Genomic DNA, 18743 nt, shown 5'->3' on the forward strand with positions numbered 1-18743 from the left:
AGGCCGCCTTGTTGCTCCGGCGATCAGACGATCAAGACAGCTTTTGGCGCAGGATGTCCTGCACCTGGGCCGGATTGGCCTTGCCCTTGGACGCCTTCATCACCTGGCCGGCCAGCGCGTTCAGCGCCTTTTCCTTGCCGGCGCGGAACTCCTCCACCGCCTTGGGATTGGCGGCGATCGCCTCTTCCACCATCTTTTCGATGGCGCCGACGTCGGATACCTGCTTCAGGCCGTCGCGCTCGATGATGGCGTCGGCGGACAGATCGCCGTCCCACAACGCGTCGAACACCTGCTTGGCCAGCTTGCTGGACAAGGTGCTGTCGGCGATGCGGACGATCAGGCCGGACAAGCGCTCCACCGAGATCGGGCAGTCGGCGATGTCCTTGCCGTCGCGGTTCAGGCGGGCGGCGATTTCGCCGTTGATCCAGTTGGCGGCCAGCTTGCCCTGGCCGGACGCCTTGGCTGCGGCCTCGAAATACTGCGCCTGCTTGAGGCTGGACGTCAGCAGCGCCGCGTCGTAGGCGGACACGCCGTAGCTCTCCACGAAGCGGGCCTGCATCGCGCCCGGCAGCTCCGGCATCTCGCCCTTGATGCGGGCGATCTGCTCGTCGGAGATGCGCACTGGCAGCAAGTCCGGGTCCGGGAAGTAGCGGTAGTCGTGCGCGTCTTCCTTGCTGCGCATCATGCGGGTCTCGCCGCTGTCCGGGTCGAACAGCACGGTGGCCTGCTGCACCTTGCCGCCGTCTTCCAGCGTATCGATCTGCCACTGGATCTCGTACTTGGCGGCCTGCTCCAGGAAGCGGAAGGAATTGAGGTTCTTGATCTCGCGACGGGTGCCGAATTCCTTTTGCCCCTCCGGGCGCACCGACACATTGACGTCCATACGGAAGCTGCCTTCCTGCATATTGCCGTCGCAGATGCCCAGCCAGGTCACCAGCGTGTACAAGGCCTTGACGTAGGCCAGCGCCTCGTCGACCGAGCGCATGTCCGGCTCGGACACCACCTCCAGCAGCGGGGTGCCGGCGCGGTTGAGGTCGATGCCGGACAGTCCCTGGAAGTCTTCGTGCAGGCTCTTGCCGGCGTCTTCTTCCATATGGGCGCGGGTCACGCCGATCACCTTCTCCTGGTCGCCGACCAGGATCTTGAGCCGGCCGCCCTCGACGATGGGCAGGTCCATCTGGCTGATCTGGTAGCCCTTTGGGAGGTCAGGATAGAAGTAGTTCTTGCGGGCGAAAACGTTCTTCTGGTTGATGTTGGCGTCCAGCGCCAGGCCCAGGCGGATGGCCTTGTCCACCACCGCGCGGTTCAGCACCGGCAGCACGCCGGGCAGCGCCAGCTCCACCGCGGAAGCCTGGGTGTTCGGCTCGGCGCCGAAAGCGGTACTGGCGCCGGAGAAAATCTTGGAGACGGTATTGAGCTGCACATGCACCTCGATACCGATTACGACTTCCCATTTCATGGTCGGAAAATCCTTTTCATGCCAGGGCGCAGCCGCACCCATGGAAACTTAAACTCTGAGCCCGCACGAGCGGCGCGAAGACCAGGTGCGCGCGCAGGCAATACATTCAGTACGGCAAGCGCGCCCAACGCCGCATTCGCGTCGCGCGGCCGCCGGCTTACAGCGCGGGCGCCTTGGCGTGCCAGTCGGTCGCTTGCTGGAACTGGTGCGCTACGTTCAGCATCCTGGCTTCGCCGAAGTAATTGCCGATGATCTGCAGGCCGATCGGTCGGCCGTTGGCGGCGAAGCCGGCCGGCACGCTCATGCCCGGCAGGCCGGCCAGGTTCACCGACAGCGTATACACGTCGGACAGATACATCTCCACCGGATCGGACGCCATCTGGCCCAAATCGAAGGCGGCGGTCGGCGCCACCGGTCCCAGGATCACGTCGCACTGCTGGAAAGCGGCCTTGAAGTCGTTGGCGATCAGGCGGCGGATCTTCTGCGCCTTCAGGTAGTAAGCGTCGTAGTAGCCGTGGCTCAGCACGTAGCTGCCCACCAGGATGCGGCGCTTGACCTCGTCGCCGAAGCCTTCGGCGCGGGTCTTCTCGTACATGTCGATCAGATCCTTGTAGTCCTTGGCGCGGTGGCCGTAGCGGACGCCGTCGTAGCGGGACAGGTTGGTCGAGGCCTCGGCCGGCGCGATCACGTAATAAGCCGGAATCGACAGCTCGGTGTTCGGCAGCGCGATTTCCACCGCCTCGGCGCCCAGCTTCTTCAGCTCGGCCACGGCGTTGTCGACAGCGCGCGCGACGTCGGCATCCAGGCCGGCGGCGAAGTATTCCTTGGGCAGGCCCACTTTCAGGCCGGCCAGGGATTGGTTCAGATCGCGGCTGTAGTCTTCCTTGGCGCGCTCCAGGCTGGTGGAGTCGCGCTCGTCGAAGCCGGCCATCACGTTCAGCATCAGCGCGCAGTCCTCGGCGGTCTGGGCGATCGGGCCGCCCTGGTCCAGCGAGGAGGCGAAGGCCACCATGCCGTAGCGCGACACCACGCCGTAGGTCGGCTTGATGCCGGTGACGCCGCAATGGCTGGCCGGCTGGCGGATGGACCCGCCGGTATCGGTGGCGGTGGCCACCGGCGCCAGGCGCGCGGCGACGGCGGCGGCGGAACCGCCGGAGCTGCCGCCCGGAATCGCCTTGGCGTCCCACGGGTTCCTCACCGCGCCGTAGAACGAGTTTTCATTGGACGAGCCCATCGCGAACTCGTCCATATTGGCGCGGCCCAGCGTCACCATGCCGGCGGCGGCGCATTGCTCCACCACGTGGGCGCTGTACGGCGAAACGAAGTTGTCCAGCATCTTGGAGCCGCAGCTGGTCTTCCAGCCTTGCTGGCAGAACAGATCCTTGTGCACCAGCGGCACGCCGGTCAGCGGATGCGCGTCGCCGGCGGCGATGCGGGCGTCGGCGGCGCGGGCTTCGGCCAGCGTCTTTTCGCGGTCGGTGGTGACAATGGCGTTGAGCTGCGGGTTCAGCGCCTCGATGCGGTCCAGGTACTGGCTGGCCAGCTCCACGCTGGAAACCTGTTTGGCCGCCAGCTGTTGCGACAATTGCTTGAGGGTGGCTTGTGTCATTTCGATCAAATCTTGCTATCCGGATAGTCTGGCCCGGCCGGCGATTTTCTGGGAACCAATCGCGGCGGGACGGCTCACAGGCTTACTCGATCACTTTGGGAACGAGGAACAGGCCTTTTTCCACTTGCGGCGCGACCGCCTGGAAGGCCTCGCGACGGTTGGGTTCGGTGACGACGTCGTCGCGCAGACGCAGCGACACGTCCTGCGGATGCGCCATCGGCTCGATGCCGTCGGTGTCCACCGCCTGCATCTTCTCGATCAGGCCGAAAATATTGTTGAGCTGGTCCGCTGTGGCGGCGATTTCCGCCTCGCTCACATTGATGCGGGCAAGCTTGGCGATCCGTGCGACATCCTGATGCGTCAGCGACATGGCTTCCTCGTTAAAACCTTTAATATTTCAAGCTTTATAGGGTATCATACCCCGTTTGATTCTCCCAAGATCGACATTGCGCCACGACGCATTCCGAGGGCATTTCCCGCCCCGCCGGAAGCCTGCGCCGGGGCTGCAGACGCAGGCCGAATCCGCTGCCGGGCAAGACCGGCAACAACTGTTCGACGTCCCCCGCATCGGCGCGACAAAACGCCCGTGCGCAACGCTCGGGACAGTGAATAGTTGCCATGCCTGATAAAAAGGCGGGGAAACGGGCCTGCCACAGATTAAACTGGATTTTTACGGACGCCGCCGGCGTCCGCCACTGACGAAAACTGACCAGGACCGCCCAATGTTTCGTTCGCTGACCGGATACTTCTCCAACGACCTCGCCATCGACCTCGGCACCGCCAACACCCTGATCTACATGCGCAGCAAGGGCATCGTCCTCGACGAGCCTTCGGTCGTCGCCATCCACAACGACGCGCCGACCAACAAAAAGTCCATCCTGGCCGTCGGCCTGGAGGCCAAGCGCATGCTGGGCCGCACCCCGGGCAGCATCCAGGCGATCCGTCCGATGAAGGACGGCGTGATCGCCGACTTCACCGTCACCGAGCAAATGCTGAAGCAGTTCATCAAGAAGGTGAACCCTAACCGCTTCTTCGCCGCCAGCCCGCGCATCGTGATCTGCGTGCCCTGCGGCTCCACCCAGGTGGAGCGCAAGGCGATCCGCGACTCCGCCCTCGCCGCCGGCGCGCGCCGCGTCGAACTGATCGAAGAGCCGATGGCCGCGGCGATCGGCGCCGGCCTGCCGGTGGAAGAGCCGACCGGCTCGATGGTGGTGGACATCGGCGGCGGCACCACCGAAGTCGGCGTGATCTCGCTGGGCGGCGTGGTCTACTCCAACTCGGTGCGCGTCGGCGGCGACAAGTTCGACGAATCCATCATCAATTACATCCGTCGCAACTACGGCATGCTGATCGGCGAGACCACCGCCGAGGAAATCAAGAAAACCATCGGCTCCGCCTTCCCGGGCGCCGAGGTGCGCGAAATGGAAGTCAAGGGCCGCAACCTGGCCGAAGGCATTCCGCGCGCGTTCACCGTGTCTTCCAATGAAATCCTGGAAGCGCTGACCGAGCCGCTGAACCAGATCGTTTCCGCAGTGAAGATCGCGCTGGAACAGACTCCGCCGGAACTGGGCGCCGACATCGCCGAAAAGGGCATGGTGCTGACCGGCGGCGGCGCGCTGCTGAAGGACATCGACCGCCTGCTGGCGGAAGAGACCGGCCTGCCGGTGTTCGTGGCCGAGGAACCGCTGACCTGCGTGGTGCGCGGCTCTGGCAAGGCGCTGGAAAAAATGGACAAGATCGGCACCATTTTCACCAACGTGCCTTAAACTTCCAGCAAATACCCTGTAAACCGAGCGAACGCCGCGCCGTCAAGGCGCGGTGGCTGTGGCCATGGATTTCGCCAACACCCCAAGCTTTTTCCGCTCCGGGCCGCCCCCGGCTGCGCGCCTGGCCATGAGCGTGGTCGCATCGATCGCGCTCTTGATCGGAGACAGCCGCTACGGCCTGATGGAACAGGCTCGCGAAGCGCTGTCGCTGGCGCTGTACCCGGTGCAGCGCGCGGTCAACATGCCGGCGCAGGCGGTGCGCCACGCCGGCGACTACCTGACCTCGCAGGCCGAGATGAAGCAGGAAAACACCCTGCTGCGCGAGAAGCAGCTGCAGATGGCCGCCCAGCTGGGACGGCTGCAGACGCTGGAGCGCGAGCTGAACGAGCTGCGCCAGCTGAACGGCATCCGCGCCCAGCGCGACGACTCGGCTCAGATCGCCGAGACGCTGTACACCGGCCGCGACCCATTCTCGTACAAGATCATCATCGACAAGGGCGACGACGCCAAGCTGCAGGCCGGCCAGCCGGTGGTGGACGCGCGCGGCCTCTTGGGCCAGGTGACCCGCGTGCAGCCGCTGACCGCCGAGGTGACCTTGATCATCGACAAGAACCAGATGGTTCCGGTGATGATCGCCCGCACCGGCGAGCGCGCCATCCTCTATGGTTATGGTGGCGGCATCGAGCTGCGCTATCTGCCGCAGAGTTCGGACGTCAAGGAAAACGACCGCATCGTCACCTCGGGGCTGGACGGCGTGTTCCCGGAAGGCATCCCGGTGGCGGTGGTGAGCAAGGTCGACCGCAATGCCGGCGCCGCCTTCACCCGCGTCAGCACCCTGCCGCTGTCCGGCGTGCAGCAGACGCGCTACGTGCTGGTGCTGCAGGCCAAGGAAACGCGCCCGCGCCCGGCGGAACCGCCGCAGTTGCCGGAGAAGAAGACCAAGGGCGGCAAGAAGTCCGCCGACGAGGAGTAAGCCCAGATGTCGTTGGACCGCCCCAAGGAATTGCTCAAGCCGGTCAAGCGCCGCTTCATCCTGACCACCTTCGTGATCGCCGTGCTGGTCGAGCTGGTGCCGCTGCCGCACGGCAGCACGCGCTGGCTGCCCGACTTCATCGGCCTGTTGATCCTGTACTGGGTGATCAACCAGCCGCGCCGGGTCAACATCGGCATCGCCTTCATGATGGGCATCATCGCCGACGTGTCCACCGCCGGCCTGTTCGGCCAGCACGCGCTGGCCTACTCGATCACTGCCTTCCTCGCCCTGAGCCGCCAGCGCCAGCTGGTGATGTTCAACCTGGGCCAGCAGGCGCTGGTGGTGTTGGGGCTGATGCTGACCAACCAGCTGATCATGGTGGTGGTGCGGATGCTGACCGGCTCCGCCTTCGTCGGCTGGAGCTATTTCCTGCCGCCCTTGATCGGCGCGCTGCTGTGGCCGCTGTTGACCAAGCTGATGCTGATTCCTTACCGCCACCACACGGCATGAAACCCGACTGATCCATGCGCCGCCCGTCCCGTTTCAAGAACCCGCAGTCCGAAGAAGCCCAGTTCGAGCTGCGGCTGATCATCGCCTACGTGCTGATCATCCTGATGTTCCTCACCCTGCTCGCGCGCTTCGTCTGGCTGCAGGTGCTGCAGCACGACCATTTCTCCACGCTGGCCCAGAACAACCGCATCTCGCTGGTGCCCATCCTGCCCAACCGCGGCCTGATCCTGGACCGCAACGGCATCGTGCTGGCGCAGAACTACTCCGCCTACACGCTGGAGCTGACGCCGAGCAAGATTTCCGACCTGGCCGCCACCGTCGCCAAGCTGAAGACGCTGGCCGACGTCAGCCCGCGCGACGAGAAGCTGTTCAAGAAGCTGCTGGCCGAAAGCAAGAATTTCGAAGCCATTCCGCTGAAGGTCAAGTTGACCGACGATGAGGCCGCGCGCGTCGCCGCCCACGGCTTCGAGCTGCCCGGCGTCGAGGTCAAGGCCAGGCTGTTCCGCGATTATCCGTACAAGGAAATGACCAGCCACGTGCTGGGCTACATCGGCCGCATCAACCAGAGGGACAAGGAGCGGCTGGAGGAAGAGGACAAGACCACCAACTACAAGGGCACCAACTACATCGGCAAGACCGGACTGGAAGCGGTGTACGAAGAAGACCTGCACGGCCAGGTGGGCTTCGAGGAAATGGAGACCGACTCCGGCGGCCGCGCGGTGCGCAGCCTGCGCCGCACGCCGCCGGTCAACGGCAACACGCTGAAGCTGGCGCTGGACATCCGGCTGCAGGAAATGGCCGACAAGCTGTTCGGCGAGCGCCGCGGCGCGCTGGTGGCGATAGATCCCAACACCGGCGGCGTGCTGGCCTTCCTGTCCAAGCCCGGCTTCGATCCCAGCCTGTTCATCGACGGCATCGACACCCAGACCTGGACCGCGCTGAACACCGACTGGCAAAAGCCGCTGATCAACCGCGCGCTGCGCGGCACCTATCCGCCAGGCTCCACTTTCAAGCCCTTCATGGCGATGGCGGCGCTGAACACTCACAGCATAGGCATGCACGACATTCGTCCGGCGCCCGGCTACTTCACGCTGCCCGGCTCCAGCCACCAGTTCCGCGACAGCAAGAAAAGCGGCAACGGCATGGTCAACCTGCAGCGCGCGATCACCGTGTCCAGCGACACCTTCTTCTACAAGCTGGCCTGGGACATGGGCATAGACAAGATCCATCCGGTGGTCGGCTCCTTCGGCCTGGGCAGCAAAACAGGCATCGACCTGGACGGCGAATCCATCGGCGTGCTGCCGTCCAAGGAATGGAAGGAAAAGCGCTTCGCCCGCTACAAGCCCGAGGTGCGGCGCTGGTATCCGGCCGACGTGGTCAGCATCGGCATCGGCCAGGGCTTCAACGCCTACACCCCGCTGCAAATGGCCAACGCCACCGCCATCATGGCCAACGGCGGCCAGGTGTTCAAACCGCACCTGGTGCAGCAGGTGGTGGACTCCAAGACCGGAAAATCCCGCCAGATCGAGCCGCAGCCGATCCGGCAGCTGCCTTACCCGAAGGAATACTTCGACTACATCAAGGAAGGCATGCGCAACGTGATGATCTCCGGCACCGGCGCCCGCGTCGGCGCCGGCCTGCAGTACTCGATGGCCGGCAAGACCGGCACCGCCCAGGTGGTGGCGATCAAGCAGGGCGCCAAGTACAACGCCGCCGCGCTGGCCGAGCAGTACCGCGACCACAGCTGGTTCATCGCCTTCGCGCCGGTGGAGCAGCCCAAGATCGCGGTGGCCATCATCGTCGAGAACGCCGGCTTCGGCGCCGCCGCCGCCGCGCCGGTGGCGCGCGGCCTATTCGACTTCTACCTGACCGGCAAGGTGCGCAACGACCTGGCCGGCCTGCTGAAAACCGTGCCGATGGAAAACGGAGACGTACGTGAAGACGCCGCTGATTAAGCAGATCTGGCAGCAGATAAAAGAGCCGCTGGACGGCTGGCTGATGCTGTTCCTCGGCCTGATCTTCGCGGTCAGCATGGTGCTGCTCTACTCCGCCAACAACCAGTCCTTCGACAAGATAGACAACAAGCTGATCTACACCGCGATGGCGCTGACCGTGATGTGGGTGATCGCGCGGATGCGGCCGCAGAGCGTGATGAACTTCGCGCCGCCCATCTACGTGCTGGGCGTGCTGCTGCTGATCGCCGTGCACTTCAAGGGCATCACGGTGAACGGCTCCACCCGCTGGCTGAGCCTGGGCGTCACCCGCATCCAGCCGTCGGAAATCCTGAAGATCGCGCTGCCGATGATGCTGGCCTGGTTCTTCCAGAAATACGAGCTGTCGCTGCGCTGGTGGCATTACCTGATCGCCGCCGCCATCATGCTGGTGCCGGTGGGCCTGGTGCTGAAGCAGCCCGACCTGGGCACCGCGCTGCTGATCGCCGCCGCCGGCTTCTTCGTGCTGTTCTTCGCCGGCCTGCCGTGGAAAGTGATCCTGGCCGGCGCGGTGATGGCCGCCGCCAGCCTGCCCATCGTCTGGAACCATCTGCACGACTACCAGCGCAAGCGGGTGCTGACCCTGATCGACCCCACCACCGACCCGCTGGGCACCGGCTACCACATCATCCAGTCGATGATCGCCATCGGCTCCGGCGGACCGTGGGGCAAGGGCTGGCTCAACGGCACCCAGACCCATCTGGACTACATCCCCGAGCGCACCACCGACTTCATCTTCGCCGTCTACTCCGAGGAATTCGGCCTGGCCGGCAACGCGGTGCTGCTGACGCTCTACCTGCTGATCCTGAGCCGGGCGATGATGATCACCGCCAGCGCGCAGACGCTGTACGGCCGGCTGATGGCCGGATCGATCACCATGTCCTTCTTCGTCTACGCCTTCGTCAACATGGGCATGGTGTCCGGCATCCTGCCGGTGGTGGGCGTGCCGCTGCCCTTCATGTCCTACGGCGGCACCGCCTCGGTCACGCTGTTCATCGGCATGGGCATGCTGATGGGCATCAGCAATCTGCGGCGCTGAGCGCCCCGCTCCGGAACCCCTGCCGAGCCGGCCTGCCCAAGCAGGCCGGTTTGTCCATCCGCCCCGCGCGGCTTGACGCCTCGAACGCCGCTGCGGCATCGTCAAGCGGACGCCCTCCCATCCAGCAAGGAAACGCAACTTAATCCATGAGACTGAAGACCCTGAGCCTGCTGCTGGCGCTGGCCTTGTCGCCCGCGCTCTCCGTCCACGCCGAAACCGCCGCGCCGGCCGTCCAGCGCGCGCAGGCGGCCGCCCCCTACGCCAGCGCCGAAGGCATCAGCGAATACCGGCTGGCCAATGGCCTGCGCGTGCTGCTGGCGCCCGACGACTCCAAGCCCACCACCACCGTCAACCTGACCTATCTGGTCGGCAGCCGCCACGAAGGCTACGGCGAAACCGGCATGGCGCACCTGTTGGAGCACATGCTGTTCAAGGGTACGCCCACCAGCGGCAACCTGATGTCCGAGCTGTCCAAGCGCGGCATGCAGTTCAACGGCTCCACCTTCTTCGACCGCACCAACTACTTCGAAACCTTCCCCGCCGACGAGGCCAGCCTGGATTGGGCGCTGGCGATGGAAGCCGACCGCATGGTCAACAGCAAGGTGGCCAGAAGCGATCTGGACACCGAATTCACCGTGGTACGCAACGAGATGGAACAGGGCGAGAACAACCCGGCCAACGTGCTGTGGAAGCAGCTGTCAGCGATCAGCTTCGACTGGCACAACTACGGCCACAGCACGATAGGCGCGCGCTCCGACGTGGAAAAGGTGCGCATCGAAAACCTGCAGGCCTTCTACCGCAAGTATTACCAGCCCGACAACGCGGTGCTGGTGGTGGGCGGCAAGTTCGACCCCGCCCGGACTCTGGCGCGGATCGAAACGCTGTTCGGCAAGATTCCGCGGCCACCGCGCGAACTCGCGCCCACCTGGACCGAGGAGCCGCAACGCGACGGCGAGCGCGAAGTCACCGTGCGCCGCGTCGGCGACACCCAGTTGGCGGCGACGCTGTACCGCACCGCGGCCGGCAGCCACCCGGACAGCGCCGCGCTGCAGGCGCTGGCGGCGATCCTGGCCGACACGCCCAACGGCCGCCTGTACAAGAACCTGGTCGCCGCCCACAAGGCGGTCGGCGTCAGCGCGATGCCGTTCGAGCTGGCCGAGCCCGGCTACATCGTGTTCCTGGCCGAGCTGTCCAAGCGCCAAAGCCTGGCCCAGGCCCGTCCCATCCTGCAGGCCACCGTCGAGGCCATCCGCGCCAAACCGATCACCGCCGCCGAGCTCAAACGCGCCAAGGCCGCGCTCTTGAAGGACATCGACCAAACGCTGAACGATCCGCAACGGCTGGCGGTGCAGCTGTCGGAGTCCATCGCGCTGGGCGACTGGCGGCTGTACTTCCTGCAGCGCGACCGCATCGCGGCGCTGACGGTAGCCGACGTGCAGCGGGCGGCGGAAAACTACTTCAAGCCCAGCAACCGCAGCTACGGCCAGTTCATTCCCACCGCCAAGCCCGACCGCGCCGTCATCCCGCCGGCGCCGGACGTGGCCGCGATGGTCAAGGATTACAAGGGCAAGACCGCCGTCGCCGCCGGCGAGGCCTTCGACGCCAGCCCCGCCAATATCGAGGCCCGCACCCAACGCGGCCGGCTCGCCAACGGCGCGGCGATCGCGCTGCTGCCCAAGCAGACCCGCGGCAACGTCGTCCACGGCGCATTCAGCTTCTCCTTCGGCGACGCCGGTAATCTGCGCGGCCAGGCCGCGGCGGCCGAGCTGGCCGCCAACATGTTGGATCGCGGCAGCCGCAAGCTGAGCCGCGCCGCCATCGCCGATAAGCTGGACGCGCTGCAGGCCAGCCTGGACATCGGCCAGGACGGCCAGGACTTGCAGGTGCGCTTCAAGACCACCCGCCAGAACCTGCCGGCGCTGCTGGAGCTGATCGCCGAGCTGCTGCAGCAGCCGGCCTTCCCCGCCGACGAGTTCGAGCAGCTGAAGCGCCAGGCGCTGGCCGGCATCGACTCCTCGCGCGGCGAGCCGCAAGCGCTGGCCGGCCAGGCGGTCAATCAGCAGTTGAACGCCTACGCCAAGGACGACATCCGCTACAGCCCGACGCTGGACGAATCCTACCGCGACATCGCCGGGGTGAAGCTGGACGCGCTCAAGCGCTTCCACCAGCAGTTCTACGGCGCCGACCACGCGCAGCTGTCCCTGGTCGGCGACTTCGACGCCGCAGCCGTCCGCGGCCAGCTGGACCAGCTGTTCGGCCGCTGGAACAGCAAGGCCGCCTACCAGCGCGTGGACGGCCTGCTGCCGCAACCCAAGCCGGCCAGCCTGTCCATCGCCACGCCGGACAAGGCCAACGCCGTCTACAGCGCCTCGCTGCCGCTGGCCATCGGCGACGACTCGCCCGACTACCCGGCGCTGCTGCTGGCCAACGAGATACTGGGCGGCGGCGCGCAATCGCGGCTGCTGACGCGGCTGCGCCAGCAGGACGGCATCAGCTACGGCGCCGGCAGCGGCGTCGACGCCGCCAGCTTCGGCAAGGTGGGCGCGTGGCGGATGGGCGCGATCTTCGCGCCGCAGAATCTGGACAAGCTGAAACAGGGCGTGGCCGAGGAGCTGGCGCGGCTGCTGCGAGACGGCGTCACCGCCGAGGAGCTGGCCGAAGCCAAGCAGGGCCTGCGGCGGACCTACCAGGTGGCGCTGGCCCAGGACGGCCCGCTCAGCGACCTGCTGCAGCGCCAGCTGTGGCAAGGCCGCACCATGGCCTTCACCCGCGAGCGGCTGGCGATGCTGGACGCGCAGACGGTGGACGAGGTCAACGCCGCGCTGCGCAAGTATCTGCGGCCGGAACTGTTGACCCAGGCCTACGCCGGCGACTTCGCCGCCAAGCCGGCCGCGGCCAAGTAAGGCGCGTCAAGCGCTCGCATCCGCCGCCGGCCCCTCCGGCGGCGGCGTTTCCTCGTCCGCCGGCGCGCTGTCCGGCAGCGGCCGGCCGTCGCGGCCGAACAGCCGCAGCTGGCGCGGCAGGTCGAAATCGTCGGCCAGCTTCACGCCTACGCCCAGCAAGCGCACCGGGCGGGCGCCGCGGGCATGGCCGGTGCGCAGCAGCTGGCCGAAGGCCGCCATCGAAAGCGCATAGCCCGGCTGCTCCACCGTGGTCTGGCTGAAATCATCGAACTTAAGCTTCACCGACAAGCCCTTGAACTCCGGGCTGCCGCTGCGCGCCAGCCGCGCCTGCAGCCGGTCCGCCAGCTCCGGCAGCTTGGACAGGCAGTTGGCGAGGTCGGGCAGGTCTTGGGCGTAGGTCTCCTCGACGCTGATCGTCTTGCGGCTGCGGTCGGTGGACACCGGCCGCTCGTCGCGGCCCTGCGACAGCGCCAGCAGCCGCTCGCCGAAGCTGCCGAAATGGCGGAACAGGTCGGCCGGCGACCAGCGCCTGAGATCGCCGCAGCTGTGTATGCCCAGCCGGTGCAGCCGCTCGGCGGTGACGCGGCCGACGCCGTGTATCTTCTCCACCGGCAAGGTGACGACGAAGGCGTCGACGTCGCGCGGGCGGATCAGGAACTGGCCGTCCGGCTTGTTCCAGTCGCTGGCCACCTTGGCCAGGAATTTATTGGGCGCGATGCCGGCCGACGCGGTGATGCCCACCTCGTCGCGGATCTGGCGGCGTATCGCTTCGGCCATCAGCGTGGCGCTGCCCTGCTCGTGCGGCTGGCCGGTGACGTCCAGATAGGCCTCGTCCAGCGACAGCGGCTCGATCACGTCGGTGTAGCGCTGGTAGATGGCCATGATCTGCTGGCTGGCCAGCCGGTAGCGCGCCATGTCCGGCGGCAGGATCACCAGCTCCGGGCACAGCCTGAGCGCGCGCGCCGACGACATCGCCGAGTGCACGCCGTAACGGCGGGCGATGTAGTTGCAAGTGGCCACCACGCCGCGCGTCTCCGGGCGTCCGCCCACCGCCAGCGGCGCATCTCGCAGGCTGGGGTCGTCGCGCATCTCGATCGCGGCGTAGAAGCAGTCGCAGTCGACGTGGATGATCTTGCGTTGCGGGGCGTTCATCGGGAATCAGGGACGGTCGCTGTGCCCCAGCGCCTTGTCCGGCGCGATGCGGTCGCGCAGCCGCTGCTTGAGGATTTTCAGCTCGGGAAAGCCGTCTTCCGCCTTGCGGTCCCACAGCAGCTCGCCGTCGACCTCGACGCGGAACACGCCGCCGCTGCCGGGACGCAGCGCCACCTCGGCCAGTTCTTTCTCAAAGGTGGTCAACAGTTCCTGGGCCAGCCAGCCGGCGCGAAGCAGCCAACGGCAGCCGGTGCAGTAGTGGATGACGACGCGGGGAAGGGAAGCGGGGGAGTCGGACGGATTCATGATGGAGAGGCGAGGCGGGAACAAAACGACAGCATAACGTAAAAAACGGCGCCGACCCCCTGTTTGCAGCGTGTTGTGCGGGTGCGAAGCACCCTCTCCTCCATCATTTCTCTTTATGTTTGGCAGACTTGGCGCAGTGCCGAGTCGGGGGCCGGCGTCGCGGATATCGTCTTGTTCAACCTTGTTGCTCGGGCCAGTGTGCCCAGCCGGGCCTGGACTGTAAAGCTCGGGATGGTCGCCTCGCGCATTGCTGCGAAGCAGCATGTAACTTCGGCGCAACGCCGGCAAACAAACAAAAAAACAGCAGCTTGTGCCGAAAACGGCGGCAAGCTGCTGCGGGCGTCGCTTGGTAGCGCTATCAGTGCGCGTGGTCGTCGGCGCCGTCCTGCACCACCACCTGCACCTCCACCTGGCCGGCCTTCTCGAAGCCCAGCGTCAGCGGGAAGCGGTCGCCGGCCTTCAGCGGCTGCTTCAGGCCCATCAGCATGATGTGGTAGCTGCCCGGCGCGAACTTGACGGTCTGGCCCGGCGCGACCGCCACGCCGCCTTCCACCTTGCGCATCCGCATCACGCCGTTGTCGTTGACGTGGGTGTGCAGCTCGGCGCGCTCGGCGCGCGGGGTGCTGGCCGACACCAGCTTGTCCTCGGCCTTGCCCTGGTTTTCCAGCGACAGGTAGACGCCGCCGGTCTGGCTGGCGGCCGGCATCGCGCGGCTCCACGGATGGCCGATGTGGATGGCGCCCAACTGGAAGGAGTGGGCGGCTGCCAGGCCGGACAGGCACAGGCCCAACAGGGCGGCGGCGAAACGTTTCATCGCGGGATCTCCAATTGAAAATGGCTCTCACTCTAGCACGCCGCGCGGGCCGATGAACGCGACAAATTGCCGCATCCGTAGGCCTCGCGCCACACCTTGCCATGCCGCCGGTCTAAAGCGCAGTCCCCGGCTACCCCGCCGCAACGTAAGCCTCTACAATCGGCGGGCTAGATACCCGGCCTCAACACCATGTTCAAAACCTTGTCGCTGCAATTCCTGTTCGGCGGTCTGCTCAGCCTGATCACCATCACCAATCCGCTGTCCAAGATTCCGCTGTTCATCACGCTGACCCGCGAAATGAGCGAACCGCACCGCGACTCGCAAGCCCGCCGCGCCTGCGTGTTCGCCGCCGCCATCATGGCGGTGAGCCTGCTGGCCGGCAATCTGATCATGGCCGCCTTCGGCATTTCCTACGGCGCGCTGCGCATCGCCGGCGGCTTCGTGGTGGCGGTGCTGGGCTACCGCATGCTGTTCCTGTCGCAGGACCCCGGCCAGGCGCCCAAACAGTCCGGCGAGCGCGAGGACTACGCCTTCTTCCCGCTGGCGATGCCCGGCATCAGCGGCCCCGGCACCATCGCGGTGGTGATCGGCATTTCCACCGAGATCGCCGAGCTCTCCACGCTGCCGGCCAAGGCCCTGGCCTTCGCGATGACTTTCGCCGCCATCGGCCTGACCTGCGCCGGCATGTGGCTGACGCTGAAGTCGTCGCTGCTGATCTCGGAGCGGCTGGGCCGCGGCGGCCGCGAGGTGATGACGCGGTTGATGGGCTTCCTGCTGATCTGCATCGGCGTGCAGTTCGTCGGCTCCGGCATCCGCACCTTCATGGCCGGCTCCTGAGTCGCCGCCCAAGCCAAGCAAGCCGGCGCGCACAAGCCGCGCCGCCTCTGCCACAATGGGCGGACCATCACCGCAGGTCCGCGCCATGCCCGCCCTTTCCGCCGAACGCTCCGAACTGTTCCGCGCCGACGACCTCGGCGCGCTGGAATGCCTGGACGCGCAATACGCCGAGCGGACCTTCCCGCCCCATTTCCACGAAGAGTTCGTCGTCAACACGCTGACCCTGGGCGCGCAGTCCTACCGCCACCGCGGCGGCCTGCACCGCGCCGGCGTCGGCGCGCTGGTGCTGATAAATCCCGGCGAGGTGCACACCGGCGAAACCGCCCACGAAAACGGCTGGGCCTATCGCGGCTTCTATCCCGGCGTCGACATGATAAGCAGCCTGGCCGCCGATCTGAACGGCAAGGCGGGCCTGCCCTATTTCCGCGACACCGTGGTGGCCGACCCCGGCCTGGCGCGCCGGCTGGACTGCCTGCACCTGCTGCTGCGCGACAGCCGCGACGCGCTGCGGCGCGAATCGGCGCTGGCCGCGGTGTTCAGCGAGGTGTTGGTCAAATACATGCGGCTGCGCCCCCATGAGCAGGCATCCGCCCCCGGCGCGGTGGAAACCGTCAGGCAGATGCTGGCCGACGATCCCGCCGCCAACCACTCGCTGCAGCAACTGGCGGCGGCGGTCGGCCTGTCGCCCTGGCAGCTGTGCCGCCAGTTCAAGCGCGAGACCGGTCTGCCGCCGGTGGCCTGGCGCAACCAGCTGCGGGTGGCGCGCGCCCGCAAGCTGCTGGCGGCCGGCATGCGGCCCGGCGCGGCGGCGCTGGAGCTGGGCTTCGCCGACCAGCCGCACCTGACCCGCGCGTTTCAGCAGGCGCTGGGCGTCACGCCGGCAGCCTATCAGAAGGCCGTGGGCGCGCGCGCCCGCTGAGCCGGCCGCAAAATCGTTCAAGACAGCCCGGACGGCCTGCTCCATCATCAGGAACAGAGGGCCGATGTCCGGCCCCGCCGCACGCAGGATTCATCCATGCCCTCCTTATCCGACCGACGCCGCTGGCTGCTGGACGGCGCGCGCGACACCATTCCGATGATGGTGGGCGCGGCGCCGTTCGGCTTGATCTTCGGCACCCTGGCCATCGCCGCCGGACTGTCGCCCGCCGCCACGGCGGCGATGTCGCTGCTGGTCTTCGCCGGCTCCTCGCAGTTCATCGCCGTCAGCCTGGTTTCCGCCGGTGCCGCCCTGCCGGTGATCTGGCTGACCACCTTCGTCGTCAACCTGCGCCATGCGCTGTACAGCGCCACGCTGCTGCCCTACGCGCGGCCATGGCCGCTGTCCTGGCGCTGGCCGCTGGCGTTCTGGCTCACCGACGAAACCTTCGCCGTGGTCGAGCACCGCTTCCGCAGCCTGGGCGCGGACGGCGGCCAGTGGTATTGGCTGGGATCGTCGCTGTCCATGTATCTGAACTGGCAGCTATGGACGCTGGCGGGCGTGGCGCTGGGCCGCTCGGTGCCGGGACTGGACAGATTGGGACTGGATTTCGCGATGGTGGCCACCTTCGCCGCCATCGTCGCACCGCAGTTGAAGAAGCGGCCGACGCTGGCCGCCGCGCTGGCCGCGGGCGCGGTCGCGCTGCTGGCGCGCGGTCTGCCCTACAAGTTGGACCTGATGCTGGCGGCGCTGGCGGGGGTCGCCGCCGGCATGCTGCTTGAACGCGGACAGAAACGGGAGGCGGCATGAACTCATGGCAACATTGGGCGGCCATCATCGGCATGCTGGCCGCCACGCTGGCGGTGCGCGCCAGCTTCCTGGTCCTCGGCCAGCGGCTGGCCTTTCCCGGCTGGCTGAACCGCGCGCTGCACTACGTGCCGGCGGCGGTGCTGTCGGCGCTGGTGGTGCCGATGGCGCTGGCGCCGGCCGGAACCATAGACCTGTCCTGGCATAACGCCTATCTGGGCGGCACCGTCGTCGCCATCGCCGTCGCCTGGAAAAACGGCAAGACGCTGCTGGCCATCGTGGTCAGCTTCGCCATCTATGGCGCGCTGCGCTGGCTGCTATAGGTTGTAGGCCAAGACCAGGCCTATCATCAGCGGCGCCAGCCAGCGGCAGGCGACGCGCATCAGCATCGCCGCCGGCGCGGACAGCCGCAGCTCATCCCTCACCGCCGGCCACGCCACGCGTCCGGCGAACAAGGCGGTGCCGATGCAGCCCAGCGGCAACAGCACATTGGACGCGGCGTAGTCCATCAGCTCGAACGCGTTGCGGCCGAACAGCTTGTAGTCGGCCAGGAGGCCAAAGGACAGCGCCGCCGGCACGCCGGCCAGGAAGGCCAGCGCGGTCACCGCCAGCGCGGCCTTGCGCCGGCCGACGCCGAACTCGTCTATCGGCAGGATGGCCACCACCTCCAACAGCGACACCGCCGAAGTCAGCGCCGCCATCAGCAGCAGCGCGAAGAACGCCGTCGCGAACAGCTGGCCGTAGGGCAGATGGTTGAACACCACCGGCATCACCATATAAGTCAGGCCCGGGCCGGCTTGCGGATTCAGGCCGAAGGCGTAGATGGCGGGGAAGATCATCAAGCCGGCCAGCACCGAGGTCAGCGCGGTCAACCCGGTCACCCACAACGCGGAATTGCCGAGCCGGGTGCCCGGCCCCAGGTAGGAGCCGTAGGCCAGCATGCAGCCGGCGCCCACCGACAGCGAGAAGCAGGCCAGGCCCAGCGCCTCCACCAGCATGCCCGGCGTCAGCCGGGTGAAATCGGGACGGAACAGCGCCTCCACCCCGGCCATCGCGCCGGGCAGGGTCAAGGCCCGCACGATCAGCGCCAGCATCAGCAGGAACAGCAGCGGCATCAACAGCTTGCCGACGCGCTCGATGCCCTTCTGCACGCCCCCCGCCACCACCAGCAGCGTCAGGCTGGCGAACAGCGCGTGGGTCAGCAGCGCCTCGGCCGGATCGCCGACGTACTGGCCGAACAGCGCGCCCAGCGCGCCGACGTCATCGCTCATCACTCGGCCGTCCAGCGCGCGCAGCAGATAGCCCAGCGTCCAGCCGCCGACCACGCTGTAGAAGGAAAACACCAGGAAGCAGCACAGCACGCCGCCGTAGCCCAGCAGCTTCCAGCGCGGCGAGCCCAGTTTGGAGAACGCGCCGACCGCGCCGCAGCCAGCCGCGCGGCCCAAGGCCAGCTCGGCCTGCAGCAAGGCCAGCCCCAAGGTGAAAGTGAAGGCAAGGTAGACCAGCAGAAAAGCCCCGCCGCCGTTCATCGCGGTGACGTAGGGAAATTTCCAGATGGAACCGAGGCCCACCGTGGCGCCGGCCGAAGCCAGAATGAAACCGAGGCGGGAACCCCATTGCGTGCGTGGCATGACAACTCCTGAGTCAAAACTGTTTGCCGC

General features: G+C 66.9%; 17 protein-coding genes. 10 read left to right on the forward strand and 7 right to left on the reverse strand.

The features are described from left to right. Positions 1-31: 31 nt before the first annotated feature. From gatB to gatC, 3 genes are all read right to left on the reverse strand, one after another. The gene (gatB, locus tag VL52_RS00200; protein WP_046155187.1) at positions 32-1459 is read right to left on the reverse strand and encodes an Asp-tRNA(Asn)/Glu-tRNA(Gln) amidotransferase subunit GatB; all 1428 of its coding nucleotides are present in this window, start codon (positions 1457-1459) and stop codon (positions 32-34) included. Between the two features lie 157 nt (positions 1460-1616). Beyond that, a complete protein-coding gene (gene gatA / locus VL52_RS00205; protein WP_046155305.1) occupies positions 1617-3068 on the reverse strand; it encodes an Asp-tRNA(Asn)/Glu-tRNA(Gln) amidotransferase subunit GatA in 1452 nt (483 codons plus the stop codon). A gap of 82 nt (positions 3069-3150) precedes the next feature. Further along, the gene (gene gatC, locus VL52_RS00210; protein WP_046155188.1) at positions 3151-3438 is read right to left on the reverse strand and encodes an Asp-tRNA(Asn)/Glu-tRNA(Gln) amidotransferase subunit GatC; all 288 of its coding nucleotides are present in this window, start codon (positions 3436-3438) and stop codon (positions 3151-3153) included. 352 nt (positions 3439-3790) lie between these two features. Between gatC and VL52_RS00215 the strand changes: the two genes are divergently transcribed. From VL52_RS00215 to VL52_RS00240, 6 genes are all read left to right on the forward strand, one after another. Beyond that, complete coding sequence (locus tag VL52_RS00215) at positions 3791-4834, forward strand: rod shape-determining protein (protein ID WP_021477375.1); 1044 nt, start codon at positions 3791-3793, stop codon at positions 4832-4834. 64 nt (positions 4835-4898) lie between these two features. After that, positions 4899-5807: a rod shape-determining protein MreC gene (gene mreC, locus VL52_RS00220; protein ID WP_046155189.1), complete on the forward strand. Its 909-nt coding sequence runs from the start codon at positions 4899-4901 to the stop codon at positions 5805-5807. Between the two features lie 6 nt (positions 5808-5813). Further along, positions 5814-6317 (forward strand): rod shape-determining protein MreD, encoded by a 504-nt coding sequence (mreD, locus tag VL52_RS00225; protein WP_046155190.1) that lies wholly within the window; start codon positions 5814-5816, stop codon positions 6315-6317. Positions 6318-6331: 14 nt separating this feature from the next. Next, positions 6332-8272, forward strand: coding sequence for a penicillin-binding protein 2 (gene mrdA / locus VL52_RS00230; RefSeq protein WP_046155191.1), 1941 nt, complete (start codon positions 6332-6334; stop codon positions 8270-8272). Then, a complete protein-coding gene (gene rodA / locus VL52_RS00235) occupies positions 8253-9347 on the forward strand; it encodes a rod shape-determining protein RodA (RefSeq protein WP_046155192.1) in 1095 nt (364 codons plus the stop codon). Before mrdA ends, rodA begins: the two co-directional genes overlap by 20 nt. Positions 9348-9493: 146 nt before the next feature. After that, on the forward strand, positions 9494-12250 hold the full coding sequence (locus VL52_RS00240) for a M16 family metallopeptidase (RefSeq protein ID WP_046155193.1): 2757 nt from the start codon (positions 9494-9496) through the stop codon (positions 12248-12250). Between the two features lie 6 nt (positions 12251-12256). Here VL52_RS00240 and dinB read toward each other — a convergent pair whose 3' ends face one another. The 3 genes from dinB to VL52_RS00255 all read right to left on the reverse strand — a co-directional run bounded on the left by dinB (position 12257) and on the right by VL52_RS00255 (position 14522). Further along, on the reverse strand, positions 12257-13402 hold the full coding sequence (gene dinB, locus VL52_RS00245) for a DNA polymerase IV (protein ID WP_046155194.1): 1146 nt from the start codon (positions 13400-13402) through the stop codon (positions 12257-12259). A 6-nt stretch (positions 13403-13408) separates the two neighbouring features. Then, positions 13409-13708 carry an Rdx family protein gene (locus tag VL52_RS00250; protein WP_021479181.1) on the reverse strand — a complete coding sequence of 100 codons (300 nt, stop codon included), beginning with the start codon at positions 13706-13708 and terminating at the stop codon, positions 13409-13411. 358 nt (positions 13709-14066) lie between these two features. Beyond that, on the reverse strand, positions 14067-14522 hold the full coding sequence (locus tag VL52_RS00255) for a copper chaperone PCu(A)C (RefSeq protein ID WP_046155195.1): 456 nt from the start codon (positions 14520-14522) through the stop codon (positions 14067-14069). A 189-nt stretch (positions 14523-14711) separates the two neighbouring features. On the opposite strand from VL52_RS00255, the gene VL52_RS00260 reads away from it, so the two are divergent. From VL52_RS00260 to VL52_RS00275, 4 genes are all read left to right on the forward strand, one after another. Further along, the gene (locus tag VL52_RS00260) at positions 14712-15359 is read left to right on the forward strand and encodes a MarC family NAAT transporter (protein WP_046155196.1); all 648 of its coding nucleotides are present in this window, start codon (positions 14712-14714) and stop codon (positions 15357-15359) included. A gap of 85 nt (positions 15360-15444) precedes the next feature. Next, positions 15445-16278, forward strand: a complete 834-nt coding sequence (locus VL52_RS00265) for a helix-turn-helix domain-containing protein (RefSeq protein WP_046155197.1) — start codon at positions 15445-15447, stop codon at positions 16276-16278. A 96-nt stretch (positions 16279-16374) separates the two neighbouring features. Then, entirely contained in the window at positions 16375-17085 is a 711-nt protein-coding gene (locus tag VL52_RS00270; protein ID WP_046155198.1) for an AzlC family ABC transporter permease, read from the forward strand. Next, the gene (locus VL52_RS00275; protein ID WP_046155199.1) at positions 17082-17405 is read left to right on the forward strand and encodes an AzlD domain-containing protein; all 324 of its coding nucleotides are present in this window, start codon (positions 17082-17084) and stop codon (positions 17403-17405) included. The genes VL52_RS00270 and VL52_RS00275 overlap by 4 nt, the downstream gene beginning before the upstream one ends. Here the strand turns inward: VL52_RS00275 and VL52_RS00280 are convergent. Further along, a complete protein-coding gene (locus VL52_RS00280; RefSeq protein WP_046155200.1) occupies positions 17400-18713 on the reverse strand; it encodes a sodium-dependent transporter in 1314 nt (437 codons plus the stop codon). The genes VL52_RS00275 and VL52_RS00280 overlap by 6 nt on opposite strands. Between the last annotated feature and the right edge of the window lie 30 nt (positions 18714-18743).

The organism is Chromobacterium vaccinii, from assembly GCF_000971335.1.
Taxonomy (GTDB): domain Bacteria; phylum Pseudomonadota; class Gammaproteobacteria; order Burkholderiales; family Chromobacteriaceae; genus Chromobacterium; species Chromobacterium vaccinii.